At 52.0% G+C, this 26,064-nt stretch carries 31 protein-coding genes; 13 read left to right on the top strand and 18 right to left on the bottom strand.

What is annotated here, in order from left to right:
* Positions 1-5 precede the first annotated feature (5 nt).
* A complete protein-coding gene (locus tag BMW97_RS05745; protein WP_090392579.1) occupies positions 6-815 on the bottom strand; it encodes a DUF2971 domain-containing protein in 810 nt (269 codons plus the stop codon).
* Between the two features lie 27 nt (positions 816-842).
* Complete coding sequence (locus tag BMW97_RS05740) at positions 843-1,157, bottom strand: hypothetical protein (protein WP_090392577.1); 315 nt, start codon at positions 1,155-1,157, stop codon at positions 843-845.
* Between the two features lie 887 nt (positions 1,158-2,044).
* Between BMW97_RS05740 and BMW97_RS05730 the strand changes: the two genes are divergently transcribed.
* A complete protein-coding gene (locus BMW97_RS05730) occupies positions 2,045-2,473 on the top strand; it encodes a cupin domain-containing protein (protein ID WP_045910179.1) in 429 nt (142 codons plus the stop codon).
* A gap of 286 nt (positions 2,474-2,759) precedes the next feature.
* On the opposite strand, the gene BMW97_RS05725 is transcribed toward BMW97_RS05730, so the two are convergent.
* The 4 genes from BMW97_RS05725 to BMW97_RS05705 form a co-directional block, all read right to left on the bottom strand.
* Positions 2,760-3,215, bottom strand: a complete 456-nt coding sequence (locus tag BMW97_RS05725; RefSeq protein WP_045910180.1) for a hypothetical protein — start codon at positions 3,213-3,215, stop codon at positions 2,760-2,762.
* Between the two features lie 357 nt (positions 3,216-3,572).
* On the bottom strand, positions 3,573-4,568 hold the full coding sequence (locus BMW97_RS23800) for a hypothetical protein (RefSeq protein ID WP_045910181.1): 996 nt from the start codon (positions 4,566-4,568) through the stop codon (positions 3,573-3,575).
* A 343-nt stretch (positions 4,569-4,911) separates the two neighbouring features.
* A complete protein-coding gene (gene mdtG, locus BMW97_RS05710; RefSeq protein WP_045910182.1) occupies positions 4,912-6,129 on the bottom strand; it encodes a multidrug efflux MFS transporter MdtG in 1,218 nt (405 codons plus the stop codon).
* 143 nt (positions 6,130-6,272) lie between these two features.
* Positions 6,273-7,199, bottom strand: coding sequence for a Kdo(2)-lipid IV(A) acyltransferase (locus BMW97_RS05705; protein WP_045910183.1), 927 nt, complete (start codon positions 7,197-7,199; stop codon positions 6,273-6,275).
* 221 nt (positions 7,200-7,420) lie between these two features.
* On the opposite strand from BMW97_RS05705, the gene BMW97_RS05700 reads away from it, so the two are divergent.
* Positions 7,421-8,470, top strand: a complete 1,050-nt coding sequence (locus tag BMW97_RS05700; RefSeq protein WP_008500831.1) for an oxygen-dependent tRNA uridine(34) hydroxylase TrhO — start codon at positions 7,421-7,423, stop codon at positions 8,468-8,470.
* Between the two features lie 41 nt (positions 8,471-8,511).
* On the opposite strand, the gene BMW97_RS05695 is transcribed toward BMW97_RS05700, so the two are convergent.
* The 9 genes from BMW97_RS05695 to mdtH form a co-directional block, all read right to left on the bottom strand.
* Positions 8,512-9,090, bottom strand: coding sequence for a YceI family protein (locus BMW97_RS05695; protein WP_090392574.1), 579 nt, complete (start codon positions 9,088-9,090; stop codon positions 8,512-8,514).
* A 1-nt stretch (position 9,091) separates the two neighbouring features.
* Positions 9,092-9,658 carry a cytochrome b gene (locus BMW97_RS05690; protein ID WP_045910607.1) on the bottom strand — a complete coding sequence of 189 codons (567 nt, stop codon included), beginning with the start codon at positions 9,656-9,658 and terminating at the stop codon, positions 9,092-9,094.
* A gap of 207 nt (positions 9,659-9,865) precedes the next feature.
* On the bottom strand, positions 9,866-9,979 hold the full coding sequence (locus tag BMW97_RS05685; RefSeq protein ID WP_032645429.1) for a DUF2770 family protein: 114 nt from the start codon (positions 9,977-9,979) through the stop codon (positions 9,866-9,868).
* A 60-nt stretch (positions 9,980-10,039) separates the two neighbouring features.
* Positions 10,040-11,158 carry an N-methyl-L-tryptophan oxidase gene (gene solA / locus BMW97_RS05680; RefSeq protein WP_045910185.1) on the bottom strand — a complete coding sequence of 373 codons (1,119 nt, stop codon included), beginning with the start codon at positions 11,156-11,158 and terminating at the stop codon, positions 10,040-10,042.
* A 116-nt stretch (positions 11,159-11,274) separates the two neighbouring features.
* A complete protein-coding gene (gene bssS / locus BMW97_RS05675) occupies positions 11,275-11,529 on the bottom strand; it encodes a biofilm formation regulator BssS (RefSeq protein ID WP_008500827.1) in 255 nt (84 codons plus the stop codon).
* Between the two features lie 272 nt (positions 11,530-11,801).
* A complete protein-coding gene (gene dinI, locus BMW97_RS05670) occupies positions 11,802-12,047 on the bottom strand; it encodes a DNA damage-inducible protein I (protein ID WP_008500826.1) in 246 nt (81 codons plus the stop codon).
* 74 nt (positions 12,048-12,121) lie between these two features.
* A complete protein-coding gene (gene pyrC, locus BMW97_RS05665) occupies positions 12,122-13,168 on the bottom strand; it encodes a dihydroorotase (protein WP_045334677.1) in 1,047 nt (348 codons plus the stop codon).
* A 127-nt stretch (positions 13,169-13,295) separates the two neighbouring features.
* Positions 13,296-13,856 carry a lipoprotein gene (locus BMW97_RS05660; protein ID WP_045910186.1) on the bottom strand — a complete coding sequence of 187 codons (561 nt, stop codon included), beginning with the start codon at positions 13,854-13,856 and terminating at the stop codon, positions 13,296-13,298.
* Between the two features lie 123 nt (positions 13,857-13,979).
* The gene (gene mdtH, locus BMW97_RS05655; RefSeq protein ID WP_045910187.1) at positions 13,980-15,188 is read right to left on the bottom strand and encodes a multidrug efflux MFS transporter MdtH; all 1,209 of its coding nucleotides are present in this window, start codon (positions 15,186-15,188) and stop codon (positions 13,980-13,982) included.
* Between the two features lie 236 nt (positions 15,189-15,424).
* On the opposite strand from mdtH, the gene rimJ reads away from it, so the two are divergent.
* The 4 genes from rimJ to murJ all read left to right on the top strand — a co-directional run bounded on the left by rimJ (position 15,425) and on the right by murJ (position 19,260).
* Positions 15,425-16,009: a ribosomal protein S5-alanine N-acetyltransferase gene (gene rimJ, locus BMW97_RS05650; RefSeq protein ID WP_008500822.1), complete on the top strand. Its 585-nt coding sequence runs from the start codon at positions 15,425-15,427 to the stop codon at positions 16,007-16,009.
* 9 nt (positions 16,010-16,018) lie between these two features.
* Positions 16,019-16,669, top strand: a complete 651-nt coding sequence (locus tag BMW97_RS05645; RefSeq protein WP_045910188.1) for a YceH family protein — start codon at positions 16,019-16,021, stop codon at positions 16,667-16,669.
* Between the two features lie 2 nt (positions 16,670-16,671).
* On the top strand, positions 16,672-17,595 hold the full coding sequence (locus BMW97_RS05640) for a Gfo/Idh/MocA family protein (protein ID WP_045910189.1): 924 nt from the start codon (positions 16,672-16,674) through the stop codon (positions 17,593-17,595).
* Between the two features lie 129 nt (positions 17,596-17,724).
* Positions 17,725-19,260, top strand: a complete 1,536-nt coding sequence (gene murJ, locus BMW97_RS05635) for a murein biosynthesis integral membrane protein MurJ (RefSeq protein ID WP_045910190.1) — start codon at positions 17,725-17,727, stop codon at positions 19,258-19,260.
* Positions 19,261-19,319: 59 nt separating this feature from the next.
* Here the strand turns inward: murJ and flgN are convergent, their stop codons facing one another.
* The 3 genes from flgN to flgA form a co-directional block, all read right to left on the bottom strand.
* On the bottom strand, positions 19,320-19,745 hold the full coding sequence (flgN, locus tag BMW97_RS05630; RefSeq protein ID WP_008500818.1) for a flagella biosynthesis chaperone FlgN: 426 nt from the start codon (positions 19,743-19,745) through the stop codon (positions 19,320-19,322).
* A gap of 4 nt (positions 19,746-19,749) precedes the next feature.
* Entirely contained in the window at positions 19,750-20,043 is a 294-nt protein-coding gene (gene flgM / locus BMW97_RS05625; RefSeq protein ID WP_008500817.1) for a flagellar biosynthesis anti-sigma factor FlgM, read from the bottom strand.
* Positions 20,044-20,136: 93 nt separating this feature from the next.
* The gene (gene flgA, locus BMW97_RS05620; RefSeq protein ID WP_045417113.1) at positions 20,137-20,796 is read right to left on the bottom strand and encodes a flagellar basal body P-ring formation chaperone FlgA; all 660 of its coding nucleotides are present in this window, start codon (positions 20,794-20,796) and stop codon (positions 20,137-20,139) included.
* A gap of 157 nt (positions 20,797-20,953) precedes the next feature.
* Here flgA and flgB point away from each other — a divergent pair, with 157 nt between their 5' ends.
* The 7 genes from flgB to flgH are packed head-to-tail and all read left to right on the top strand — an operon-like array spanning position 20,954 to position 26,061.
* Entirely contained in the window at positions 20,954-21,370 is a 417-nt protein-coding gene (gene flgB / locus BMW97_RS05615; RefSeq protein ID WP_090392572.1) for a flagellar basal body rod protein FlgB, read from the top strand.
* A gap of 3 nt (positions 21,371-21,373) precedes the next feature.
* Complete coding sequence (flgC, locus tag BMW97_RS05610) at positions 21,374-21,778, top strand: flagellar basal body rod protein FlgC (protein ID WP_008500814.1); 405 nt, start codon at positions 21,374-21,376, stop codon at positions 21,776-21,778.
* A gap of 11 nt (positions 21,779-21,789) precedes the next feature.
* Positions 21,790-22,500 (top strand): flagellar hook assembly protein FlgD, encoded by a 711-nt coding sequence (gene flgD, locus BMW97_RS05605; RefSeq protein WP_032650840.1) that lies wholly within the window; start codon positions 21,790-21,792, stop codon positions 22,498-22,500.
* Positions 22,501-22,526: 26 nt separating this feature from the next.
* Positions 22,527-23,735 (top strand): flagellar hook protein FlgE, encoded by a 1,209-nt coding sequence (flgE, locus tag BMW97_RS05600; RefSeq protein WP_008500812.1) that lies wholly within the window; start codon positions 22,527-22,529, stop codon positions 23,733-23,735.
* Positions 23,736-23,755: 20 nt separating this feature from the next.
* Positions 23,756-24,511 carry a flagellar basal body rod protein FlgF gene (locus BMW97_RS05595; RefSeq protein WP_008500811.1) on the top strand — a complete coding sequence of 252 codons (756 nt, stop codon included), beginning with the start codon at positions 23,756-23,758 and terminating at the stop codon, positions 24,509-24,511.
* An 11-nt stretch (positions 24,512-24,522) separates the two neighbouring features.
* Positions 24,523-25,305: a flagellar basal-body rod protein FlgG gene (gene flgG, locus BMW97_RS05590; protein ID WP_008500810.1), complete on the top strand. Its 783-nt coding sequence runs from the start codon at positions 24,523-24,525 to the stop codon at positions 25,303-25,305.
* 57 nt (positions 25,306-25,362) lie between these two features.
* Positions 25,363-26,061 (top strand): flagellar basal body L-ring protein FlgH, encoded by a 699-nt coding sequence (gene flgH / locus BMW97_RS05585; protein WP_032666985.1) that lies wholly within the window; start codon positions 25,363-25,365, stop codon positions 26,059-26,061.
* The last annotated feature ends 3 nt before the right edge of the window (positions 26,062-26,064 follow it).

The following is a 26,064-nucleotide window of genomic DNA, read 5'->3' as shown; positions in this document are numbered from 1 at the left end:
ACTTTTCATAAGCGGAACTGGATTTTTGATAGTTCAAATTTATCATAAGCCATAACTACATCATGCTTACGTATTTTTGTGCCAGTGTAATTATTTGAGCCATCTATAATTCTTGACAAGTCTGTTTTATCTTTTTTATCAATTTTCATGCCAAAATATAACCCTGTCATTTGTGATCTTTTAAATGAGTAGATCCCTTCAGGCTGTTTTGTTACAACACGCATTTCTTGCTCATACTCCCATTCTTTAGCTTTAGTTAAACAAGCTTGGAAACCAGTATTAGGGCCGTCAGTACGTCCATTCTCATCAAAAAGCGGAGGTCGATCCTCAGAATAGTTCACATCAAAAGGAATAAGAATTTGTGATAGTTGATTAATACCCAAGCTATAATACTCTACTATTTGAAGGCTGTCTGATTTGAATTCAAACTCAATGACACAACCTTCATGGTTATCAGCATAGTGTGCCCACATCGGGAGTATGAAAGGTGACTTACTGAAACAGCTTATGGACATGTTGCGGGTATAAAGATCTCTAAATGCACCACTGCGTAGAGACTGGAGATGCTTAGAAGTCTCACGATGATTGCTCTTGTAACGCTTAACCCCACCACCAATTTCATCGTTAATGCGGCGTGTAAATTTCCTTAATCCCTCTTCTTGAACCGCAGGGAAATAGTCAAAGGGATCGTTGAAATTCACAGGAGAAGTGAACTTTAACGTTGAATTTTGAATGATGATTTTTGCTGTTTCAGCACCAACATACTTATAAAATTTCATGATTCCGATTGTTCTTATTGATATCTCAAGTAGCATGATAATAGCCACCTTTTAAACAACAATCTAGAACGGTAGTTCTTCTTGTCCACAGAACCAATCATCGCCATGTTGTTCAATCACACGTTGTTCAGCATGTAGATAACTCACAGCGTACAGAACATCTTTGAATGGCGTTTCGCTAAGCAAAATGAAACAATTCGGTTGCACCGTACCAATCCAGAACACCCCGCCTACAGAACCTTCAAAAATCACCTGATCACCAAACTTGAATTGCTCAAGAGCACTTCCACGATGACAGACCGTGAACCATACCCCGTTGTTGGAGAACTGGTGAACACCTCTACGTATGGATGGATCGTAACCTTTCTTATTGCCCATTTCTTAGCCCTCCCATAAATAACTGTGTATACGCACAGTGTTGCAAGCAAAAACCACAAAATCCTGTACCGAAAAAATCCCTTTAAGCTCATGTACTTTTTATACCACTAAAAGTGGTAGGTTTTTAAATATCGATCGATTCTTAATGATTAATAGGTAAAGCGATCAATTCTCAGTAAGTTAACTTAAAAAGGATTACATAATGACTATTGATCATTGGGCTATTCCCATAACAAGCATTGAGGGAAAACTATTAGGTATTGACATTGAGAGCCACGTTGAAAGGGATGGTGTAAGGCTATTGGCCGGGATAGAAGAGGAAGTACTGAGCAGTCAGTTAAGGCTAGTTGAACGCAAGACGGCCTGGTCCACGGATAACAATCTGTTTTGCCTTATTGGTAAAGGAACTATCAGTGCTACAGAGCACCTATCATTCCTACGACAGATGACCACAACGACTCGTAAACATGAATACGAGTAGCTTGATGATCTTTGTGTTAATGGCGGTTCAGCTATCCCGCTCGTAACAGGTGCTTTCGAAGTAGCAAGGCTAAATAGGCGATATACAGAAGAGATTATAGGTCGTCTGATCTTTCCGGTGCTGCTCAAGAGTATTAGACCGGCAACTACAATCCGATATACCAGATGGATAATGGCAGTACTGGCTGCTTGGTACGGGAAGAACAGGTGACAACTATGCATGTTTATTGACGAAAAATAGCTACATGCTATAGCAGAACTTAACAGGAGATTAAGAATATATTAGCCACACTGAATTCTAATCAATTTCTATCAACACCAAAGCGTTTAATACGACATTTATACTAAAGCACGAGTACTTTAATAGATCATACTGACTCTTGATACTAACTGTGATCGGAGGATATATGACGTTTAAGCCCAATAAACTTACTTTTGCAGAGGGACTCAAAAGAATCGAGAATGCCTTTGCTAAAGAGAAAATGAAGTATCCGACATCTATAATTACCTCTCGTGATGCTAATCTGGCAAAAGTTTGTAATGCATTGAAGGTAGACAATGTACCATTAGGATTTAAAAAATGGCAACTACCCGTTCATCTTGAAATGGCTTCACAATTTTTTATTTCAGTTGGGGCTGCTGATACTGTTGTCCCACTACATTCTCATGATGAAGGTGATGGGTTCAGATTAATTATGTCAGGGACAATAATATATAATGGTATTGAATTAACAGAGGGCGATTGGATGTTCATTCCCAAAGGTAAAAGTTACGACTTCAAGGTTGGAGAAAAAGGAGTGACATTGTTCTACTGCTATAGTTGTTGTTGTGCATAGCTTATATTTTTCTTTGCCATGGAAGGTAAGAAATTTTGCTGAGAAAATGTATGCTTTTGAACTGAAACTAACAATAAAAATTTTAAGATAATCTATTCGGTAATTTTCTAAAAGGTACTTTTGTTATATTGTGGGGCAGGTGAGTTTAGTTTTCGGCAGCGAATTGCTTTAAATATCTGTGACATTAGAACAATGCCCCGAACCTAAGATGAATAGGAATTGAATAAAGAATGAATAATGAATCGCCACTGATAATCTAGACACTTTGCCAGAATTAAAAAGCCCCTTAAGGGGCTTTTTTTATAGTCGTTGTAATAGTAATGGTTTCTTCGCTTTCTCTAAAAACTGAATGGCTTTGTTTGATTATTTCCCTAACATCAGTTTTCTTTATTTTTCTGTAATTCAAAAAAGCCGAAGCTAAAACAGCAACTAAAAGTATAAGTGATACTATACAAATAGTTACCCTTTCTAAGGGTGATAATTGGGGGTCTATATATAAACCATACATAGAAACAGCAGAGATAGCAACACCGAAAACCATCCACATATCTATAGGGCTTTTATTTGTCGATTTGACCGTAGTGTGCTTTTTGACTAAGTCCGTACCTGATAGTAATGTTAAAATTAAGGATAATATAGCGAGGGCAGTATTTACATTAAAATTTAGCATTGCGAATGTAAACAGCAATAGTAAAATGAAAATAAGTATCGCTAAGACTAAAAATATTCCTTTCTTGTTCATAAATACCCCGTCGTATTTTTAAAAAGGTATTTTATGTCAAGAGTTAGTAAAAAGGAATCTGCGCATCACAATAAAGTGATGGAGTTGGTGTATTCAGATAAGCAATTAACACAAGTTGATAGGGGATTCATATTCACCAATTATAGGGGGGACGGTATAGGGCTACAGGTGCTTCTTGCATGGGATTTCATACTTTAAGTAATAGACCAACGCAAATTACATGCGTGGAACTTAATCCAGAGTACGGTTTGAGTACAAGGTGATTGAACATACAAGTACCATTGGGCCAATTACTACAACTTCGATTGGTTATGGCTGATGAAAAATAAAAAAAAAGCCCCGTTTGGGGCTTTTAAGTTAACCCAAGCTATTCTTCTTAAACTTCATTACTTTTTTATTGTACCGTATTTCACAATTATCAAATCTTTTTCTTGTTATAGCTTCAATCTCATCACATTTTTTCCTAACTGATGCTTCAGTTGGATTTAAATTCTTCATAAGGTATAAAATTGTTTTGATAATGCTATATTTGTCCTTAGTATTTGCACAGGCATAATATAGATTAAAGATGTTTTCTTTTCTAATGAAGTCTTCAGTGTTTTTGTAATGTTTGTTAAAGGAAGTCTCTAATTCTGAAAACTCAGAAATGCTTTTCACGTAACTTTTCAATTTTGGCGTTCCAAGCTCATCTAATTTTTTTGAACAGGCCTCGTTGAAAATCGATTGCAAGCTCTCAATTTTACCTATTAAACTTTTAATTTCTTGCTGAGATGGCAAAGGTGGAAATGTACAGAGTTTTTCAATATACCAATTACTTGTCATTCCTTTTTCACCACGAGAATGACGTAGCACATCAATATATAAATCCCAGTTTTGAGTTCTTTGGGCTTGATAAAGATAAGTAAGTACTATATCAGGTAAGCCTTTATATAAACAATTGACTTTATTATTTATGTTATGAGTTTCTTTTAATAAATTGGCATGCATGGAAGATAAGGATAAAAAATTATCTTTATAGGAAATTAATCTCTCAATGCTCTCACGTCTGTCAAGCTCAGCATCAATACGATTTCTTTCCTGTATATATTGCGTGTGTTCACCAAAGTACTTATCCCCACAAATGCCTCCAATTAAACCTTCATGTCCAGTATCATCAACACCAAGATATCCATGCTGATGTTTTTGACCACAGTTCCCATGCTCGGTTTTTACCTGGCACTTCACACTCTCACTAAGATGATAGCGTCCTGCAAGAGAACGAAAACTTTTAACAGTAATTTCTAAATCAGAAGAAAAATTAGGGCGTGAGGTAATTTGTTCTATTGTTGCAAAAGATTCTGAATTATCTGCCATTACATTTCCTTATCTTTGCGTACTGTTTGGATGAACAGATTGTGAGAATATACACCCCTTAAAGGGATCTTTCAATGGCGTATGAAGTTTAAGGTTATAGGCGATGCGTGTTTTAAACGAACCCGGGGATTGTGACATGACGGATACCGACAAAGGCTAAAGTAAGTACTTATGAACGGATAACGCAATGATCCAATTATATATGTATTTTACTTTACGCTTTTTCCAGCGTGGCGTACATGGTCATTGGTGTCTCCCTGTTTTCCAGAAGGTTTCAGGGAAAGAATAGCTGAATATCTGATTCTGCAAGTATGAATACGAAAATATGCTTCAGGCGTTCGTCTTATTCCGCCACCGGACGTAACGCGCGGGATAAACTGAACCACGAATAGATCGCATTAAACAGCACTACGCCTGCCGTCACGATAAAGACGGCGCGAAAACCAAAGCTGGCGGAAATGCCAGCCCCGAGGAGCGGCCCGGTGACATTACCGATGTCGCGAAACGACTGGTTATAGCTGAAAATACGCCCGGCAATCTGGTTTGTGGAGTTGTAGACCAGCAGGGTTTGAACGGCGGGCAGTAACGCGCCGTCGGCAGCGCCCAGTAAAAAGCGCAGAACACCAAGCTGCCAGGGCGAGTGCACCATCGACATGGGGATCAGCAGCAGGACAGAGATCACCAGCGCACAGATCAGAATTTTTTCCGGGCCGACGCGGTCTCCCAGTTTCCCCAGCCTCGGAGCGCTGAGCAATGCCGCCACGCCGGGCACGGATGCGATCAGCCCGCTAATAAATGCAATATTGCTGACGTTGCCCGCCAGATCGCGAACGTACAGCGTGAGGATAGGAGCAATCGATCCGGTTGCAACCTGAATAATCAGGGTCGTCACGAACAGACTCAGCACCAGTCTGGGATTTTTGAGCGAGGTCAGCACCTCCCTGGCGTGGAGCATCTCTTTCTTCGCAACGGGCGTGAAGTTTTCCCGAATACAGATCAGGGTGACGATAAAGCACAGGAACAGCACGCTGGCGGTGATGAAGAACACCGGGCGCAGGCCATAGCTGTCGGCAAGGAGTCCGCCGGCCAGTGGCCCCAGCAGGGCACCGCTCACGCCGCCGGTTGAGAGCGTGCCCAGCGCCCAGCCGCTCTTATGGCGAGGAATTTGTGTGGCAATCAGGGCGTTGGCATTGGGAATAAAGCCTCCCAGCAAGCCCAGCAGCGCGCGCAAAATCAGGAACTGCCAGACGTTTTGCGCCACGCCCATCAGCGCCATGATGATGGCCATCCCCAGCGCCGAGCGGAGCAGCATGATTTTTCGCCCCTTGCGGTCGGCAAGGCCACCCCAGAAGGGCGAGGCCATCGCGGAAAACAGGAACGTAATGCTGAATACCAGGCCGGACCACATATTGAGCGCGCTGTGGCCCGTCACGCCCAGCTGTTCGACGTAAAGCGGCAGGAAAGGCATGACCAGGCTAAACGCTGCGCCGGTGAGAAAACAGCCAAGCCACGCAACCGTGAGGTTACGCTTCCAGCTTATGGGGGCATCTGAGGGTGACATAACAATCCGCATAATGAGGTGCTGAGCACCTGAAGCATGAAGTAATAAGCCTGCTAATTATGCGCCTGGGTTATGATTGCCGCAATGAGGGGGAGCTTTTAAAGCTAAAACAGCATGCGGCCCTGAGGGCCGCACGTTGAAAATCAATAGCGGGACGGCGTGCCTTTTGGCCGGGTTTTAAAGCGACGGTGCAGCCACATATACTGTTCCGGGGCGAGCATGATGCACTTCTCCACCACGCTGTTCATCCAGCGTGCGGTGGTTTCTGCATCGTCAAGCGGCGGTGCGAGTTCCGGCTCCAGCATCATCAGCTCGTAGCCCGAACCGTCTGGCTTACGGCGGGGAACAAAAGGCACGATGGCGGCTTTGGACATCCGCGCCAGCATCCAGGTGCCGGTGGTTGTCGCGGCCTCTTCAACGGCGAAGAAAGGGACAAAAACGCTGGCCTGTGGGCCATAGTCATGGTCGGGGGCATACCAGACCACTTCACCGGATTTCAGCGCGCGGATCATTCCCTTCAGATCTTTACGGTCGATCATGCTTTTGTTAGAGCGCATGCGGCCGTTGGTCTGGATTAAATCGATGACCGGGTTATCGTTAGGGCGATAAACGCCAATGCCGGGCGCCTGCATGCCGAACATACGCGCCCCGATTTCCAGTGTCAGAAAATGGACGCCGATCAGCAGAACGCCCGTCTGGTTGGCCTGAAGCGTATGCACCGGATCCATGCCGGTTCCCGTCACCTCACTCCAGCGAGCCATGCGTTTGTCCGGCCAGAACCACGCCATGCCGGTTTCCATAAGCCCCATCCCGACGGATTCGAAATTCTTTGCGACCATGTCGTGACGCTCTGATTCGCTCATCTGCGGAAAACACAGCTCAAGGTTGCGGTACGCGATTCTGGCGCGACGCTTCATAAACAGCTGTGCGAAACGGCCCAGAAATTTGCCCAACCGAAAAATAACAGGGTAGGGAAGCTGTACCAGAAGCCATAAAAAGCCGATGCCAAGCCAGGTCAACCAATAGCGGGGATGCAAAAGGGCGGCAGTAAATGTTGGTAACTGGGTCATGTCTTTCCTGTGTTCAAACGTCCTGTTTCGCTAGTGTCTCATTTTTTGAGGCGTAGCCAAAATATCTGCTTTCGAAGCGTGCACGAATACAGCAATTGTTAAGCCTGATTAATCAGGGTGTGTGAAATGTAGCGTAAATTGTGTGGATGTAAATTGGTTTTGTTTGCTATATGATGCCGACCGAATTTTCATTCTCTCTAACGATTCCAGGACTGTACACCATGCCAGTGTTACACAACCGCGTGTCGAATGAGATGTTAAAAGCGCGTATGTTGGCTGAAACCGAACCGCGCACCACCATCTCATTCTATAAATACTTCACGATCGACGATCCGCAGGCGACCCGCGATGCGCTTTATCAGGCGTTCACAGCGCTGAACGTCTTCGGCCGCGTCTACCTTGCCCGTGAAGGCATTAACGCGCAGATTAGCGTACCGGAAAGCAAAGTCAGCGCCTTCCGTGACGTACTTTATCAGTTTGACCCGGCCCTTAACGGCTTACGCCTGAACATTGCCCTGGATGATGACGGGAAATCCTTCTGGGTGCTGCGCATGAAGGTGCGTGAACGCATCGTGGCGGACGGTATCGACGATCCTGAGTTTAACCCGGCGGACGTCGGTGAATACCTGAAGGCGGCGGAAGTGAATGCGATGCTGGACGATCCGGATGCCGTGTTTATTGATATGCGTAACCACTATGAGTATGAGGTGGGGCATTTCGAGAACGCGATGGAAATCCCGGCCGATACCTTCCGCGAGCAGCTGCCGAAAGCGGTTGAGATGATGCAGGAGCATAAAGATAAAAAGATCGTTATGTACTGCACCGGCGGTATCCGCTGTGAGAAAGCCAGCGCGTGGATGAAGCACAACGGCTTTAATAAGGTCTGGCACATTGAAGGCGGCATTATCGAGTACGCTCGCCGCGCCCGTGAGCAGGGGCTGCCGGTACGCTTTATCGGGAAAAACTTTGTCTTTGACGAGCGTATGGGTGAACGTATTTCGGACGACGTCATTGCCCAGTGCCACCAGTGCGGCGCGCCGTGCGATACCCACACCAACTGCAAAAATGACGGTTGCCATCTGCTGTTCATTCAGTGCCCGGCCTGTGCCGAGAAGTTTAACGGTTGCTGTAGCGAGCTGTGCAGCGAAGAGAGCATCCTGCCGGAAGAAGAGCAGCGTCGCCGTCGCGCAGGACGTGAAAACGGCAACAAGATTTTCAATAAATCACGCGGTCGTCTGAATACCAAACTGGGTATCCCTGACCCGGAATGATAATAACGCCCGGCACGGTGAAAGCCTGCCGGGCGACGTTATTACGATTTCTGCTGTACACCTTCAACGGAAATAATCAGCTCCACGTCCTGAGACGCCGGGCCTAAATCCGTTGTGATATTAAAATCTTTCAGGTGAATTTTCCCTGCCGCTTCAAAACCTGCGCGTTTACCTCCCCACGGGTCATCACCCTGACCCAGTAATTTCGCATCAAGCGTGACCGGTTTGGTTACGCCGTTAAGCGTCAGGTTGCCGGTAATATTCAGCTTATCGCCGTCTTTCTTCACCTCAGTAGAAGTGAAGGTCGCCTGCGGGAATTTCGCGACGTTGAGGAACTCCCCACTGCGCAGGTGTTTATCGCGCTCTGCGTGGTTTGTGTCGACGCTGTTCGTATTAATCGTCACATTGACTTTATCGGCCGCAGGATTTTTTTCGTCAAAGGTGAACGTGCCGTCAAAATCCTTAAAGGTACCGTACAGCCAGCTATATCCCAGGTGCTGAATACGGAAATTGACGAAAGCGTGCTGGCCCTCTTTATCAATTTTATAATCCGCCGCCACGGCGGAACCGGCGGTGAATAACATAGAACCCAGTGCGATACCCAGCAGGTGTTTTTTCATTTTATGCTCCAGAGTCAACTGACGAGCGGCCAAGCATGCGCTTTAGCGTATCGTCTTTATCAATAAAATGGTGTTTGAGGGCGGCAAACCCGTGAAGTACGGACAGGATCACCACGCTCCAGGCAAGCCAGAGGTGAATGACCCCCGCCGTGTCGGCCTGCGCCCCGGCATCGCTCAGTGTTGCCGGAACGTCGAACAGGCCGAAGACGTTTATCGGCTTACCGTCAGCCGTCGAAATGAGATAGCCGCTAATCAGGATGCCAAACAGCAGTGCATAGAGGGCAATATGCGCGGCGACTGCACTGAGGCGGGTAAATTTACTGTGGGTCTTTGGCGCAGCGGGCGGCGGAGAAATATGTCGCCAGATCACGCGGAAAACCAGCCCCAGCATCAGCAGGACACCAATGCTTTTATGCAACTCCGGCGCCTGGTGATACCAGCCATCGTAATAGCTGAGTGTGACCATCCAGAGCCCAAGTCCAAACATACCGTAGACGGCAAGAGCAAATATCCAGTGCAAACTTATGGATATTATTCCGTAGCGCCGGGAGGAGTTACGCAATTGCATCAGAATGTCCATTTTCAAATTAACCGGAAAGTAAAAATGAACGGGAAGGCGGGATATTGCAACTGAAATAATTGTCTATTGATTTTTATTTTATTTATTTCAGCAATTTTGAAAAGGATCGCTGGCGCTAATTCAATCTCTTCGTGCAAGCGAAATGGTGAGTTTCAATAAAGATAAATTAACGTCAATTATTGTCAGTAAGGCTTTTCAGTAAAATACAATGTAAACAAAATCAATAATGGCCAACAGCGCCCACAATAAGAGATAGAGCATAAAATGCTCGCGAATATTATTCATCAGAAAGCTAACGATCCTGCGCATAACGCCCCGAAATGCAGTGTGAATGAAGCGGGCCCCGGGACCTCCGGGGCCCATGGCGAATTATCTGTTAAAACGCGAGAGGGAGAAGGGCGTCAGATCAAACTGCGGTGCAATACCCTGGGCAAACTGCGCGGCGATTTCACCCAGCACGGAAGCAAACTTAAAGCCGTGGCCGCTCAGGCCGGTGATGAGCAGCGTGTTGTCATGCCCCGGCAGCGTATCAATGATAAAGTCTTCATCCGGCGTGTTGTCGTAGGTACAGGCCGCGCCATACAGCAAGCCGCCGACGCCCGGAAGAATAGTGCGCAGGAACGAGAAGGCTTCCGAACCATCCTGAGGAAAGGCGCCGAAAGGCTTACGCTCTTCAGGGGAGGTGATAGCCTGGCCCCCGTTGTGTTTACCGATTTTCAGCGCGTCTTTTTCTGACGGGAAGCCGTAAAACTGGTCGCCGTTGGGTAATTCGCCGGTGAAGGCCGGGAATTTATTCTGGACGCTGTAACGACCATCCGACTGGAACCAGGAGAAGACCTTGCGCACCGGCTGGATCGGCAGATCGGGCAGCAGGCGGGTAACCCAGGTTCCCGCGCTGACCAGCAGGCGATCCGCGGAATATTCACCGTCAAGGGTCGTTACCGTGACGCCATTATCGTCATGGGTGATGGCGTCCACCGGACAGTTGAACAGCTGCGCGCAGCCTGCCTTCTCGGCAAGCTCGATCCAGGTCTTGATCGCCGTTTCACAATGCAGCACACCAGAGTGGGCTTCAAAGAGGCCAATATAATCGTCCGGGACGCTAATTTCAGGCCAGCGCGTGCTAATGCCCGTCGCGTCCAGTTTCTCAACGTCCAGATTAAACGCTTTCGCGCTGCGTTCGACGCCGGCGAGAAATTCAGAATGGGCCGGGCCCAGGTTGATAACGCCGGTACGTTCGAAAATGCGGTCTTCAGTCTGTTTCGCCAGTTCGTCCCACAGCGTCTGGGCGCGAAGCACCAGCGGAACATAGCGCTCGCCTTCGCCATACGCATGGCGGATGAGGCGGGTATCGCCATGATGGCTGCCCTCCGCATGAGGCGGAAGATGGCTATCGATCATCAGGACCTTCAGGCCCGCCTGCGTCGCGTAATAACCGGCGGCAGAACCCACAGATCCGCTGCCAATAATGATTAAGTCGTATCTCATATGCATCTCGTAAACTGATGTTTTGTTAGCAGAGTAATTAACAACGCGGGGTTAGACAAGGGAGAAATAAATAAGGCACCGCGAGGGTGCCTGTTGAGTGAAAAGTGGGCATAAGCTTAGTGCCGTTTATACTCATTTTCCTGATAGTCGCCAGATTCTATTTTTGCAATACCTGCCTCTAAAATAGAAATAAACTGACGGGCGACGTCTGTTGTTAGCCACAGCGTCTGTCCAACTTCCGCTTCTTCACGGTTGAGTTGATTTGGGGTCTGGTAGTGCAAACGCAGCATCAGCGCATCGTAGCTATCTACGGTACTGATATCCCAGCCAACGAGTGGGTGGGTCTGGATGACTTCACTATTCTTTTCCATTATAACCCCCTTAATGCGTGTTAGAAGACAACGGCTTTGAGGTTCAATGCATGTTTTTCTGAAAGCAACTTCAGTATACCAAGTAATAAGGGTTCCGAAGGGAAAAATAAACAGGTGGCAACACATTTTTCTGCTTTTTAGGATTGTTCGAACAATAAAACACCATCTCGTTCACGATTTTTAAAGAAGATGCCGAATTAATTTGAACTTACGGGATTTTAGGCAAAAAAAAGCCGGGGCGACCCGGCAAAAAACACAATGAGGGAGCAGTGTTAATCCGTGATGAACCAGTCGTCAGCGCTTTCCCACGTTTCCTGCAGGATTTCGCTGATGCGATCTTTATCTTCTTTTGCGGCACCAATAACGGAAAGGTTGTTTGCCGCGGCGTAACGCACCGTGACGGCACCTGCGTTGTCAGGAAAGGTATTGTTAATACGACGGGATAATTCGCCTGCCAGTGCATCAAGCGCGCCGGCAGGCAGAACGGTAGTTTTGGCTATGGTGACTTCAATACGCATAAATGCCCCCTGTGTAATATACTGTTTATTTATACAGGTATATTATCAGTTTGACAACAAGGGGCATTGATTTTTTAACGTTTTACCGTCCAGCTTACGGTTTCACCCGCCAGGAATGGGATCAGCGTATCATCCGTCAGGGCAATGGACTCCTCAACGTGGCTCGCTTTACGCTCCAGTTCGATGAAGGTGTCATTGACCGGCAGGCCGTAGAAGCGCGGGCCGTTAAGGGAGCAGAACGCTTCGAAATGTTCCAGCGCGTTCATCTCTTCAAATACGGTTGCGTAGCTGGCAAGCGCCGTAGGGGCGTTGAAGCAGCCTGCACAGCCGCAGCTTGCCTCTTTACGATGGCGGGCGTGAGGCGCGGAATCGGTACCGAGGAACGCGCGGGAGAACCCGCTGGCGACCAGCTCACGCAGCGCCTGCTGGTGGATGTTGCGCTTGAGGATAGGCAGACAGTAGAGGTGAGGGCGCACCCCGCCCACCAGCATGTGGTTACGGTTAAACATCAGGTGTTGTGGCGTAATGGTGGCGGCGATGAGATCGTTGCCGTCACGCACGTACTCTGCCGCGTCTTTGGTGGTGATATGCTCAAAGACCACCTTCAGCGCGGGCAGGCGCTGGCGCAGAGGCTCCATCACGGTCTCGATAAAACGGGCTTCACGGTCGAAGATGTCAATGTCAGCATGCGTCACTTCACCGTGAACCAGCAGTGGCATACCCAGTTTCTGCATGCGTTCCAGAACCGGCATAATGGCATCAATGCTGGTGACGCCGTGGCTGGAGTTGGTGGTGGCATTCGCCGGGTAGAGTTTCGCTGCCGTAAACACGCCTTCGTTAAAGCCGCGCTCCACTTCGTTCGGATCCAGTGAATCGGTCAGGTAGCAGGTCATCAACGGGGTAAAATCGTGTCCCGCAGGAACGGCGTCGAGGATGCGCTGGCGATAGGCTATCGCGGCATCAACGGTGGTGACTGGTGGCACCAGGTTAGGCATGACAATCGCGCGGCCATAAATTTCGCTGGTATAAGGCACGACGGTTTTCAGCATATCACCATCACGCAGATGAATATGCCAGTCGTCAGGGCGGCGGATTTTAAGAACCTGGGGTTGTGCAGTCATGGAAGCTCCGGCTTGTCAGGAATCAGTCATTAGGATGGCTGTTTTTGCCGGACACAAATCATAAGCGGAAACGTTTTCGTTTGCACACTTTTCCGTAAAAAAAAAGGGCGCCGCAGCGCCCTTCAGGTTAATCGGTGAAAGGAATGATAATTTCACCCGGCTTAACCTCTATCCCTTTTGCGTATTTTTTCGCCAGGGCTTCACCCTTGCTTTTGTCTTCACTTAAGACGTACGCGGGCTGCTGGTTAAAGTAATTCCGCAGCGACTGATTCAGATAGGGCATCAGGGTTTGCAGAACCGGCGCCATTTTGTCCGGAGACACCTGCGCATCGACGACTTCCATCTCCTGCAGGAAAATTGCCCCTTTCTCTTTATTGAAAACAGGGAGTGCCTTCAGCTTGAGCTTGATGTTGGCTTTCTGGTTACCAAAGAGGGAGGACATATCGAGGTCTGCATCACCGGCCAGGGTGACTTTGTTTGGCTCTTCACGTCCGATCTGGCTGGTGAGATTTGTGAGCACGATATGCGCATCGGCAAGACCCGGTACGCCAATGTCTTTCGAGAAATTGTTATGTTTTTCCAGCGCCTGATTAATTTCCTGTTCACTGACGGTATATTGCGTGAGCTGGTTACAGCCAACCAGCAGACCGCTGACAACCAATGCCGCGGCTAAGACAATTTTCTTCATAGTGTTCCTCAACGAAAAATCGGCGCTTCTGTCCTGTTACGCCAGTATGTCAGCGTGAATGGGTAGAAACCAGCAGAAAAAACTGAGAAGTGGGGCGGGAGCGGCGCCCGCCCGAGGGAAAAGTTATGCGCCTGGCTCGAGCATGCCGCTCGCGCTGCGTTTCTGGCTGAACTGCCACCACAGGGCGAGTAGCGTCATAAAGCCCACCGCGCCAAGCATCATCCACGGGAGTTCAGGTTGATTTAACGCTTTGCCGGCATCAAACAACCAGCCGCCCCCGGCGTAACCAAATGCCCCGCCGAGTGCCAGCCCCAGACGGCTGAACCCCATATAGCTGCCGCGCGCACGCGCATCCGCAAGCGAGGCGCTCAGCGTTTCGCGGGCAGGCTCGGCGATGATCGAGCCAATATAGAATGTGCAAATCAGCGTAAACAGCTGCTGGAGCGTGTTCACCAGGCCGATCGGCATCATGCTCAGCGTCATCAGGAACAGTCCGGCCATCAGACGATGTTCCAGACGAAAACGTCGCTCGCTCCAGCGGGCAATCGGATAGAGCAGCGTTAACGACAGGCAGGCTTCGATGGCGTACATCCATTTCACCGCCGCAGGGGTACCTGCAATGTCGTTAACCATGATCGGCAGCATCAGCATGACCTGCACGGCCAGCATGTAATATCCCGTCAGGGTCAACACATAGGTGACAAAGCGCTTGTCATGCAGGACGCGACCAAGCCCTTCCCGGACCGGCGCTTTCACCGTCGACAGTTTCCACGCCGGCAGGAACAGGCCATTAAACAGCGCGCACAGAATAAAGAGCACCGCGCCAGCCGCACAGACCAGACGGAAGTCATACTGCAGCAGCCAGCTTCCCAGCAGGGCGCCGACAACCGCCCCGGCACTGTCCTGCATCATGAGAATCGAGAAGAAGCGGCCGCGGTGCTGCGGGCGAATCAGCTTTACCACCAGCGCGGTGCGGGGCGGATCGAACAGCGTGCCCCCGATACCGGAGAGGAAACAGGAGAACCAGAGCAGCCACGGCTCCTGAGCGACCGCCATCGTGGCAAACCCTGCCGCGCGCAGCAGCATACCGGTTACGATCATCGGTTTAGCACCAAAGCGGTCGGCGATGGCCCCGCCAAAGACGCCCAGGCCCTGCTGGACAAACTGGCGTAGCCCCAGGGCAATGCCGACCATGAGTGCCGCCCAGCCCATCTGATCGACAAAGCGGATCGAAATAAGCGGAAAAACGACAAAAAAGCCGAGCACGACCAGCATGTTATCGACGAGCAGGAAATATTTACCCAGGCTCCTGGCCTGTGATACGCGGGACATTTTCCCTCCAGGGAAAATAAGATGGTGAGCACGCTAACATTCTGCGGTGTCGCCGCGTTTTTTCCCACCCCTGAACGCGACAATATTTTTTTATCAAAAGGGTGCTTTGATAGAGAGTTCTCATCGAAAAGTGTGAAAAGAGGTGAAAATGGTATGTCACTGTTTTCACAGACGGCGCAGGCGCAGGTATAGTAAAGCTAATGGGTAAGCTGAAGTGACGGGAAGGAGTGGTATCGATGTTTGGCTATCGCAGTAATGTGCCAAAAGTGCGTCTGACAACGGACAGGCTGGTCGTTCGTCTGGTGCATGAGCGTGATGCCTGGCGTCTGGCGGATTATTACGCCGAGAATCGCCAGTTTTTAAAACCCTGGGAACCCGTTCGGGATGAGAGCCATTGTTACCCTTCCGGCTGGCAGGCGCGCCTCAGCATGATTACGGAATTTCACAAGCAGGGCAGCGCGTTTTATTTCGCGCTGCTGGATCCTGAAGAGAAAGAGATTATCGGGATCGCCAATTTTTCAAACGTGGTGCGGGGATCGTTTCACGCCTGCTACCTGGGCTACTCCATCGGCCAGAAGTGGCAGGGGCAGGGGCTGATGTACGAGGCGCTGACGGTAGCGATCCGCTATATGCAACGCACGCAGCACATCCATCGCATTATGGCGAACTATATGCCGCATAACCAGCGCAGCGGAAATCTGCTGGCGCGTTTAGGGTTCGAGAAAGAGGGGTACGCCAAAGACTATCTGCTGATAGACGGAGAGTGGCGCGACCACGTTCTGACGGCATTAACCACCCGGGACTGGACTGCAGGTCGTTAAGGAGAAAAGATGAAGTATCAGCTAAACGGTACAGAAGCGCGCGTGATTGGGTGCTTACTCGAAAAACAGGTCACCACGCCGGAGCAGTATCCGCTCTCCGTCAACGCCGTGACCATGGCCTGCAACCAGAAAACCAACCGCGAGCCGGTGATGAACCTCAGCGAACATGACGTTCAGGACGTCCTGGACGCCCTGGTAAAACGCCACTATCTGCGCACCGTCAGCGGATTCGGCAACCGCGTGACCAAATACGAACAGCGGTTTTGTAACTCCGAATTTGGCGACCTGAAGCTGAGCAGTGCGGAAGTGGCGGTCATCACCACGCTGTTGCTGCGCGGGGCGCAGACGCCGGGGGAACTGCGCACCCGTGCTTCCCGCATGCATGAGTTCAGCGATATGCAGGAGGTCGAGCAGACCCTGGAAGGGCTGGCTTCTCGCGAAGACGGCCCATACGTGGTGCGTCTGGCGCGCGAGCCGGGCAAGCGTGAAAGCCGCTATATGCATCTGTTCAGCGGTGACGTTGATATTTCAGTTAAATCCAGCGCAACCGATATGAATGCTGGAGATGACGATTTAGTTGCCCGCGTAGAGGCGCTGGAAGACGAGGTCGCCGGGCTGAAACAGCGTCTGGATGCCTTGCTGGCACATTTGGGAGACTGACGGTGAAAAAATTACGCGTAGGCGTGGTGGGGCTGGGCGGTATTGCACAAAAAGCCTGGCTGCCTGTTTTAGGTGCGGCGACGGACTGGACCCTGCAAGGGGCATGGTCACCCACCCGAGAAAAGGCAGAACGTATCTGCGAAACCTGGCGCATGCCGTATGCTGCCTCATTGCAGGATCTGGCCCGCGAGTGCGATGCGGTCTTTGTCCATACCTCAACGGCAACCCATTATCAGGTGGTGAGCGAACTGCTCAATTTGGGGGTTCACGTCTGCGTGGACAAACCGCTGGCTGAAAATGTTCAGGATGCCGAGCGGCTGATTGAACTGGCCGCGCGTAAAAAACTGACGCTGATGGTGGGCTTCAACCGCCGTTTCGCACCGCTTTATCAGCAGCTTAAGGCGCAGTCGGGCACGCTTTCCTCGCTGCGGATGGATAAACACCGCACAGACAGCATCGGGCCGAACGATCTGCGCTTCACGCTGCTGGATGACTATCTGCACGTTGTGGATACGGCGCTGTGGCTCGCCAGCGGCAATGCGCAGTTGCAAAGTGGCACGCTACTGACGAACGAGCAGGGTGAAATGGTCTACGCCGAACATCATTTCTCGATTGATCATCTGCAGGTAACCACCAGTATGCATCGTCGTGCGGGCAGCCAGCGAGAATGCGTCCAGGCCGTCACCGACGGCGCGTTGTACGACATTACCGACATGCGTGAATGGCGTGAGGAGAAGGGCAGCGGCGTGGTGACGCTACCTGCCCCTGGCTGGCAGAGCACGCTTGAACAGCGCGGTTTTGCCGGTTGTGCCCGTCACTTTATCTCCTGCGTGCAAAATCAGACGGTTCCTGAAACGTCCGGCGAGCAGGCCATCATGGCGCAGCGCGTTGTGGAAAGGCTCTGGCGCGAGGCCATGAGTGAATAACTCGCTGTAACATCTGCGGATAGTAATTCGTTGAAATCCGGGTAGACTAAGCGCCGCTTGTAGGCTTTGCCGGGTGGCGCTTACGCTTGCCCGTCCTGGAAATCCGTATGGTTCTGGAAATTCACGTTAATGAACTTATTAAAATCGCTGGCGGCCGTCAGCTCGATGACCATGTTTTCCCGCGTGCTGGGTTTTGCGCGCGACGCCATTGTGGCAAGGGTATTTGGTGCAGGGATGGCCACGGACGCCTTTTTCGTCGCGTTCAAATTACCGAACCTGCTGCGTCGTATTTTTGCGGAAGGGGCGTTTTCTCAGGCATTCGTCCCCATCCTGGCGGAATATAAAAGCAAGCAGGGCGAGGACGCAACGCGCGTCTTTGTGTCTTATGTCTCCGGCCTGCTGACGCTGGCGCTGGCGGTGGTGACCGTCCTCGGGATGCTGGCTGCGCCCTGGGTGATTATGGTGACCGCGCCCGGCTTTGCCGATACGGCCGACAAGTTTGCCCTGACCTCGCAGCTTTTGCGCATCACCTTCCCTTATATTCTGCTGATCTCGCTGGCCTCGCTGGTGGGGGCGATCCTCAACACCTGGAACCGCTTTTCTGTTCCTGCGTTTGCGCCGACGTTCCTTAACGTCAGCATGATCGGCTTTGCCCTGTTCGCCGCGCCGCACTTCAACCCGCCGGTACTGGCGCTGGCCTGGGCGGTCACCGTGGGCGGCGTGCTGCAGCTGGCGTATCAGCTGCCGCATCTCAAAAAAATCGGCATGCTGGTGCTGCCGCGCATCAACCTCAAAGATGCCGGGGCGATGCGCGTCATCAAACAGATGGGACCCGCCATTCTCGGCGTCTCCGTCAGCCAGATCTCGCTGATTATCAACACCATCTTTGCCTCGTTCCTGGTGTCCGGCTCGGTTTCCTGGATGTACTATGCCGACCGCCTGATGGAGTTCCCATCCGGGGTGCTGGGCGTGGCGCTGGGGACCATCCTGCTGCCGTCGCTGTCGAAAAGCTTTGCCAGCGGTAATCATGATGAGTATTGCCGCCTGATGGACTGGGGCCTGCGTCTCTGCTTCCTGCTGGCCCTGCCAAGCGCGGTGGCGCTGGGTATTCTGGCCAAACCGCTGACGGTGTCGCTCTTCCAGTATGGGAAATTCACCGCCTTCGATGCCGCCATGACCCAGCGCGCGCTGATTGCCTACTCGGTGGGACTGATGGGGCTGATCGTGGTGAAAGTGCTGGCGCCGGGCTTTTATTCGCGTCAGGACATCAAAACGCCGGTAAAAATTGCCATCGTGACGCTGATTATGACGCAGCTGATGAACCTGGCGTTTATTGGTCCGCTGAAGCATGCAGGCCTGTCATTATCGATTGGTCTGGCGGCCTGTCTGAATGCCGGGCTGCTGTACTGGCAGCTGCGCAAGCAGGATATTTTCACGCCGCAGCCGGGCTGGGGGCGTTTCCTGGCGCGCCTGATCGTTGCGGTACTGGTGATGTCTGCCGCGCTGCTTGGCATGATGTACGTGATGCCGGAATGGTCCCTGGGTACCATGCCTTATCGTCTGATGCGGCTGATGTGCGTAGTAGGCGTCGGGGTGGTGGCGTACTTTGCCACGCTCGCGGTGCTGGGTTTCAAAGTCAAAGAGTTTGCCCGCCGGACGGCATAAATGCCAAAAGGGGAGTTCACCTTAGGGTGCTCCCCACTGCATAATTTGTCGCTTTAGCGTCAAATCGAAATCTTTTTCACACCCGCAATACGTGCAGTCGCTGTCTGACCATCCGCACCGTACAGTCCGGTTTCTTTATGCGGTTTCAACACCTCAAGCGCCTGCTGATTACGCTCAATCTGACCTTCCAGTAGCCAGCCGTTATGCTGGTTAAGATCGCGCAGGTGCTGGGTTTTTTCGGTAATGGTCTGCCAGCGCTCAATAATATCGTCATTGGCGCTGCGCTTAGGATCCTGCTCAGCGCGTCGCTGCTGCTCCAGATAATCCAGCGTTGCCAGAAGCGAACTTTTGTCTTCAGTAATACGCTGCAGCGCGCTGCCGTTGATGTGACCGGAAGAGAGATGCTGCTGTTCAGCGTCCATTACCGTTTTCAGGTCGTTCAGGACAACCGTCATTTGATCCAGTATTTCTGACAGTCGACTCATACGGTTAGTTACTCTGTAAGAAACTCTGTGCTTCCTGAATCAGGGCGTCAGCGATTTTGCTGGTGTCCATTTTCAGCTCACCGTTACGAATAGCTGTTTTCAGCGCTTCAACACGTTCCATATTGATATCGTTGCTGCCCGGCTGCATCAGTTTTGCCTGCGCGTCGCTCAGGGTCACGCTGGTGCTGTTGGACGTTGACGGTTTTTCCAGACGCGTTTTCTGCGCCGTAGCGTCATTCGTTTCGCGAGGTTGTACAGCGCTTACCGGCTTCAGGGCTGATGTACGATCAATGCTCATAGTGTTGTCCTCATCGAGGGTTCGCGGCGTTTGCGCCTGACATCATCATTAGTGGAATATTTATCGGCACGCGCCGCGAAATCTTTAAAAAGATTATAGGTTAATCAGAATATTCCCATCAGCATCGACGGTTCCGCTCACCACCTGGCCTGAGGACATTCTGACGCGGGCGTTTTGCGCCACCGCGGCATTGTTCAACGCTTTCCCTTCACTGTTGATGCTAAAGCCATCTCCGTTGGCCACCACCATCACCTGTTGGCCTGCTTTTACCCGCCATGCCTGACGCAGCATGGAGATCTGTATCGGCTGGCCTGGCGCGACGTCGCGCAGGCTGACGGCGTCCTGTGCCTGGTTAATATCCAGCATGGTGCGTGGCGGCAGCTGATCCAGACGGCCGCGCTTCAGCGTCACGCTGTTTGTCTGCAGCACGCTGCCGCGCGCAATGGGCACGGCAGCGACAACATAATTGCCCGTCGCCTGAACGGCAACCTGTAAATAGCGTTTTTCGTTGGCGCAGCGTGCCAGCACGTTCACATTCCCCCAAAGCTTTGTGAACCCTACCACGCTGAAGGACGGCTGGTCACACGTCGGGTACAGATTCGGTGGCGTGCGCACGGTAACGGTCACGTCATCGCTAAAGCCTGCCAGTTTTTCAGCAAAAAAAGCCGTTAGCCGATCCTGTAACCCATCGGCCTGCGCCAGAGGGCTTAACAGCAAGAGAGCCGCCACCAGACCACGTTTTAACGTTTGCATCGCAAGTTCCACCGTTTCCAGAGTTGAACGAATTCTACCTGCAGTGGTTTTGCATCAACGGAATAAATAGCGACGCATTTTGCGCTTATTCCGTCGATAGGGGAGACCGGGTGAGATTTAAGCTGTGAACTGAAATTTTGCCATCAGCGGAGGAGACATGCTCGATAAACTCGACGCCGCGTTACGTTTTCAGCAGGAAGCGCTCAACTTACGCGCCCAGCGGCAGGAGATTTTAGCCGCCAATATCGCTAACGCCGATACCCCGGGGTATCAGGCGCGCGATATTGATTTTTCCAGTGAACTCAAAAAGGTGATGGAGCGTGGACGTGCCGAAGGAACGGGTGTTGCACTTGCCATGACATCCTCTCGCCATATTCCTGCTCATGCGATGACCGCGCCAGCGACCGATTTACTTTATCGCATTCCCGATCAGCCCTCACTCGACGGTAACACCGTGGATATGGACCGGGAGCGTACCCAGTTTGCCGACAACAGCCTGAAATACCAGACGGGCCTGACCGTACTTGGCGGACAAATCAAAGGCATGATGAACGTCCTGCAGGGGGGGAACTGATAGATGGCCTTGCTGAATATTTTTGATATCGCCGGTTCGGCGTTAACCGCACAGTCCAAACGCCTGAACGTGGCCGCCAGTAACCTGGCGAACGCCGACAGCGTCACCGGACCCGACGGCCAGCCCTATCGTGCCAAACAGGTTGTCTTTCAGGTCGATGCTGCGCCAGGCGCGGCGACGGGCGGCGTGAAGGTCTCTGATGTGGTAGAGAGCCAGGCGCCGGACAGGCTGGTGTATGAGCCGGGTAACCCGCTTGCGGATGCCAGCGGATACGTGAAGATGCCAAACGTGGATGTGGTGGGTGAGATGGTGAACTCCATGTCGGCTTCCCGTAGCTACCAGGCCAACGTCGAAGTGCTTAATACCGTGAAGAGCATGATGCTCAAAACACTCACTCTCGGCCAGTAAAGGAGACATGCATGTCCATCGCCGTAAATGTGAATGATCCTACGAACTCGGGTGTTAACAACACAAAGAGTACGACAGGTTCTAACTCCCTGACGGGGAGTAACGCCGCCGACCTTCAGGGCAGCTTTCTGACGCTGCTGGTGGCGCAGCTTAAGAACCAGGATCCCACCAACCCAATGCAGAACAACGAACTGACCACGCAGCTTGCGCAGATCAGTACCGTGAGCGGCATTGAGAAACTGAACACCACCCTCGGTTCCGTCTCTGGGCAGATTAACAGCGCCCAGTCTCTGCAGGCGGCAAGCCTGATTGGTCACGGGGTGATGATCCCGGGAACCACGATTCTGGCAGGCACCAGCACCACCGACGGCAATACCACCACGACAACCACGCCGTTTGGCGTTGAGCTCCAGCAGCCGGCTGAGAAGGTGACGGCAACGATCACGGATGCCAATAACGTAGTGGTTCGCACCATTGATATCGGCGAGCTGAAGGCGGGCGTTCACACCTTTACCTGGGATGGCAGCCTGACCGACGGCACCAAAGCACCAAACGGATCCTACAAAGTGGCAATCAGCGCCAGCAACGGGACGACCCAGCTGGTAGCGCAGCCGCTGCAATTCGCGCTGGTCCAGGGCGTGATTAAAGGAAGCGACGGCAACAAACTGGATTTGGGAACCTCTGGTTCCACCACACTCGACGAAGTTCGGCAGATTATCTAAGCCTTAACACTTATCAGGAGTAAGTCATGGCCTTTTCTCAAGCGGTCAGCGGCCTGAATGCTGCGGCCACCAACCTGGACGTCATTGGCAACAACATCGCCAACTCCGCGACCTATGGTTTTAAATCCGGTTCTGCTTCCTTTGCAGACATGTTTGCCGGTTCCAAAGTCGGCCTGGGCGTGAAAGTTGCGGGCATCACTCAGGACTTTAGCGACGGCACCACCACCAACACCGGTCGTGGTCTGGACGTTGCCATCAGCCAGAACGGTTTCTTCCGTATGGTCGATTCCAACGGCTCTGTGTTCTATAGCCGTAACGGCCAGTTCAAGCTGGATGAAAACCGTAACCTGGTGAACATGCAGGGGATGCAGTTAACCGGTTATCCGGTTGCCGGGACGCCATCAACGGTTCAGACCGGGGCGAACCCACAGGTCATTAATATCCCAACCACGTTGATGGCCGCGAAGTCCACCACCACGGCTTCCCAGCAGATTAACCTGAATTCCACCGATACCGCGCCGACCACCGCCTTTGATCCGGCTAACCCGGACACGTACAACAAAAAAGGGACGGTGACCGTCTTTGATAGCCAGGGTAATGCGCACAACATGAACCTGTTTTATGTCAAAGATGCGACCCCAGCTAACTCCTGGAAAGTGTATGCCCAGGACGGTAGCGTCGCAGGCAGCACGGCGGCACTGGCCACCACGCTGACCTTCGATAATAACGGTACGCTGACCGGTGGTGGAAATATTAACATCACTACCGCGACCATCCCAGGTGCGACGCCAGCGACCTTCGCCATGAGTTTTGCTAACTCCATGCAGCAGAACACCGGTGCGAACAATATCGTCGCGACCAGCCAGAATGGTTTTAAACCAGGCGACCTGGTGAGCTACCAAATCAATGACGACGGCACTGTGGTCGGTAACTATTCCAACGAACAGACCCAGGTTCTGGGCCAGATCGTGCTGGCAAACTTCGCCAACAACGAAGGTCTGAAATCGGAAGGCGACAACGTCTGGTCTGCCACCCAGTCCTCCGGCGTGGCGCTGCTGGGTACTGCCGGAAGCGGTAACTTCGGCACGCTGACCAACGGTGCGCTGGAAGCCTCTAACGTCGATCTGAGTAAAGAGCTGGTGAACATGATCGTCGCGCAGCGTAACTATCAGTCTAACGCGCAGACCATCAAAACCCAGGACCAGATCCTCAACACGCTGGTTAACCTGCGTTAAGCGGCTAACAGGAAAGCGCAATGGATCACGCAATATATACCGCGATGGGCGCGGCAAGTCAGACGCTCAATCAGCAGGCCGTTACCGCCAGCAACCTGGCAAACGCCTCAACGCCGGGCTTTCGTGCGCAGCTTAATGCGCTGCGCGCGGTGCCGGTAGAAGGGCTTTCCCTGCCGACCCGTACACTGGTGACCGCATCAACCCCTGGCGCCGATATGACGCCAGGGCAGATGGATTACACCTCACGCCCGCTGGACGTGGCTCTGCAGCAGGACGGCTGGCTGGCGGTGCAAACGGCGGACGGCAGTGAAGGCTATACCCGTAACGGGAACATCCAGGTGAGCGCGACGGGCCAGCTGACGATTCAGGGGCATCCGGTGATGGGGGAAGCGGGTCCGCTGACCGTACCGGAAGGCTCTGAGCTGACTATCGCTGCGGACGGCACCATTTCGGCGCTCAACCCGGGCGACCCGGCCAATACCGTTGCGCCCGTCGGTCGTCTGAAGCTGGTCAAAGCGGAAGGCAAAGAGGTGCAGCGTGGCGACGACGGCATGTTCCGTCTGACCCAGGCGGCGCAGGCGACGCGGGGTGCCACCTTACAGGCCGATCCGAGCATCCGCGTGATGTCCGGCGTCCTGGAAGGCAGTAACGTCAAGCCGGTCGAAGCCATGACCGACATGATCGCCAGCGCCCGCCGCTTTGAAATGCAGATGAAGATCATCAGCAGCGTGGATGAAAACGCGGGCAAGGCTAACCAACTTCTGGCTATGAGCTAACAGGATTCCTTATGATCAGTTCTTTATGGATCGCGAAAACTGGCCTGGACGCCCAGCAAACCAATATGGACGTGATTGCCAACAACCTGGCAAACGTCAGCACCAATGGTTTCAAGCGTCAGCGCGCCGTTTTCGAAGATTTGCTTTATCAAACCATCCGCCAGCCGGGGGCGCAGTCTTCTGAACAGACGACGCTGCCATCGGGTCTGCAGATCGGTACCGGTGTTCGTCCGGTGGCCACCGAGCGTCTGCACAGTCAGGGCAACCTGTCTCAGACCAACAACAGCAAAGACGTGGCGATCAAAGGCCAGGGCTTCTTCCAGGTGCAGCTGCCTGACGGGACTTCTGCCTACACCCGCGACGGCTCGTTCCAGGTCGATCAGAACGGCCAGCTGGTGACGGCGGGCGGTTTCCAGGTCCAGCCTGCGATTACCATCCCGGCGAACGCCCTGAGCATCACCATCGGACGTGACGGTGTGGTCAGCGTAACCCAGCAGGGGCAGGCCGCGCCGGTTCAGGTTGGGCAGCTCAACCTGACCACCTTCATGAACGATACCGGTCTGGAAAGCATTGGTGAGAACCTCTACACCGAGACGCAATCCTCCGGTACGCCAAATGAAAGTACCCCGGGCCTGAACGGCGCGGGCCTGCTGTATCAGGGCTATGTTGAAACCTCCAACGTGAACGTGGCGGAAGAGCTGGTGAATATGATCCAGGTCCAGCGCGCGTATGAAATTAACAGTAAAGCAGTGTCGACGACCGACCAGATGCTGCAGAAACTGACGCAACTCTAAGGTGTAGCCCGGTGCGGTAAACGCCGCGCCGGCTCCCTGTTTTCGAAGATGAAGGCAATGCAAAAAAACGCGGCGTTTCGTTATCCGATACTGACTGTTCTGGCCGTCACCCTCAGCGGGTGTGCCTGGATCCCGTCTAAACCTTTGGTCCAGGGTGCGACGACTGCCCAACCCGTTCCTGGCCCTGCGCCAGTGGTAAACGGCTCCATTTTCCAGACCGCGCAGCCGATTAATTACGGCTATCAGCCGCTGTTTGAAGATCGCCGCCCGCGTAACGTCGGCGATACATTGACCATTGTGCTGCAGGAAAACGTCAGCGCGAGCAAGAGCTCGTCGGCGAACGCCAGCCGCGATGGCAAAACGAATTTTGGCTTCGACACCGTGCCACGCTATCTCGAAGGGCTGTTCGGCAACGCGCGTGCTGATGTGAACGCGTCCGGCGGCAATACCTTTAACGGTAAAGGCGGCGCGAATGCCAGCAACACCTTCAGCGGTACGCTGACGGTGACGGTTGACCAGGTACTGGTTAACGGCAACCTACACGTTGTGGGTGAAAAACAGATCGCCATCAACCAGGGCACTGAATTCATTCGCTTCTCGGGCGTGGTTAACCCTCGCACCATCAGCGGCACCAACACCGTTCCGTCCACTCAGGTGGCGGATGCGCGCATTGAGTACGTCGGGAACGGCTATATCAATGAAGCGCAAAATATGGGTTGGCTGCAGCGCTTCTTCCTTAATTTATCGCCGATGTAAGCG

It is taken from the genome of Enterobacter sp. NFIX58 (assembly GCF_900110475.1).
Lineage (GTDB): Bacteria > Pseudomonadota > Gammaproteobacteria > Enterobacterales > Enterobacteriaceae > Enterobacter > Enterobacter quasiroggenkampii.
The sequence above is the reverse complement of the archived record's forward strand: the minus strand, read 5'-3'. Positions and strand labels throughout refer to the sequence as shown.

Coding starts and splice junctions, on each gene's coding strand:
- BMW97_RS05745 (WP_090392579.1), bottom strand. CDS start 815: ATGCTACTTGAGATATCAATAAGAACAATCGGAATCATGAAATTTTAT.
- BMW97_RS05740 (WP_090392577.1), bottom strand. CDS start 1,157: ATGGGCAATAAGAAAGGTTACGATCCATCCATACGTAGAGGTGTTCAC.
- BMW97_RS05730 (WP_045910179.1), top strand. CDS start 2,045: ATGACGTTTAAGCCCAATAAACTTACTTTTGCAGAGGGACTCAAAAGA.
- BMW97_RS05725 (WP_045910180.1), bottom strand. CDS start 3,215: ATGAACAAGAAAGGAATATTTTTAGTCTTAGCGATACTTATTTTCATT.
- BMW97_RS23800 (WP_045910181.1), bottom strand. CDS start 4,568: ATGGCAGATAATTCAGAATCTTTTGCAACAATAGAACAAATTACCTCA.
- mdtG (WP_045910182.1), bottom strand. CDS start 6,129: ATGTCACCCTCAGATGCCCCCATAAGCTGGAAGCGTAACCTCACGGTT.
- BMW97_RS05705 (WP_045910183.1), bottom strand. CDS start 7,199: ATGACCCAGTTACCAACATTTACTGCCGCCCTTTTGCATCCCCGCTAT.
- BMW97_RS05700 (WP_008500831.1), top strand. CDS start 7,421: ATGCCAGTGTTACACAACCGCGTGTCGAATGAGATGTTAAAAGCGCGT.
- BMW97_RS05695 (WP_090392574.1), bottom strand. CDS start 9,090: ATGAAAAAACACCTGCTGGGTATCGCACTGGGTTCTATGTTATTCACC.
- BMW97_RS05690 (WP_045910607.1), bottom strand. CDS start 9,658: ATGCAATTGCGTAACTCCTCCCGGCGCTACGGAATAATATCCATAAGT.
- BMW97_RS05685 (WP_032645429.1), bottom strand. CDS start 9,979: ATGCGCAGGATCGTTAGCTTTCTGATGAATAATATTCGCGAGCATTTT.
- solA (WP_045910185.1), bottom strand. CDS start 11,158: ATGAGATACGACTTAATCATTATTGGCAGCGGATCTGTGGGTTCTGCC.
- bssS (WP_008500827.1), bottom strand. CDS start 11,529: ATGGAAAAGAATAGTGAAGTCATCCAGACCCACCCACTCGTTGGCTGG.
- dinI (WP_008500826.1), bottom strand. CDS start 12,047: ATGCGTATTGAAGTCACCATAGCCAAAACTACCGTTCTGCCTGCCGGC.
- pyrC (WP_045334677.1), bottom strand. CDS start 13,168: ATGACTGCACAACCCCAGGTTCTTAAAATCCGCCGCCCTGACGACTGG.
- BMW97_RS05660 (WP_045910186.1), bottom strand. CDS start 13,856: ATGAAGAAAATTGTCTTAGCCGCGGCATTGGTTGTCAGCGGTCTGCTG.
- mdtH (WP_045910187.1), bottom strand. CDS start 15,188: ATGTCCCGCGTATCACAGGCCAGGAGCCTGGGTAAATATTTCCTGCTC.
- rimJ (WP_008500822.1), top strand. CDS start 15,425: ATGTTTGGCTATCGCAGTAATGTGCCAAAAGTGCGTCTGACAACGGAC.
- BMW97_RS05645 (WP_045910188.1), top strand. CDS start 16,019: ATGAAGTATCAGCTAAACGGTACAGAAGCGCGCGTGATTGGGTGCTTA.
- murJ (WP_045910190.1), top strand. CDS start 17,725: ATGAACTTATTAAAATCGCTGGCGGCCGTCAGCTCGATGACCATGTTT.
- flgN (WP_008500818.1), bottom strand. CDS start 19,745: ATGAGTCGACTGTCAGAAATACTGGATCAAATGACGGTTGTCCTGAAC.
- flgM (WP_008500817.1), bottom strand. CDS start 20,043: ATGAGCATTGATCGTACATCAGCCCTGAAGCCGGTAAGCGCTGTACAA.
- flgA (WP_045417113.1), bottom strand. CDS start 20,796: ATGCAAACGTTAAAACGTGGTCTGGTGGCGGCTCTCTTGCTGTTAAGC.
- flgB (WP_090392572.1), top strand. CDS start 20,954: ATGCTCGATAAACTCGACGCCGCGTTACGTTTTCAGCAGGAAGCGCTC.
- flgC (WP_008500814.1), top strand. CDS start 21,374: ATGGCCTTGCTGAATATTTTTGATATCGCCGGTTCGGCGTTAACCGCA.
- flgD (WP_032650840.1), top strand. CDS start 21,790: ATGTCCATCGCCGTAAATGTGAATGATCCTACGAACTCGGGTGTTAAC.
- flgE (WP_008500812.1), top strand. CDS start 22,527: ATGGCCTTTTCTCAAGCGGTCAGCGGCCTGAATGCTGCGGCCACCAAC.
- BMW97_RS05595 (WP_008500811.1), top strand. CDS start 23,756: ATGGATCACGCAATATATACCGCGATGGGCGCGGCAAGTCAGACGCTC.
- flgG (WP_008500810.1), top strand. CDS start 24,523: ATGATCAGTTCTTTATGGATCGCGAAAACTGGCCTGGACGCCCAGCAA.
- flgH (WP_032666985.1), top strand. CDS start 25,363: ATGCAAAAAAACGCGGCGTTTCGTTATCCGATACTGACTGTTCTGGCC.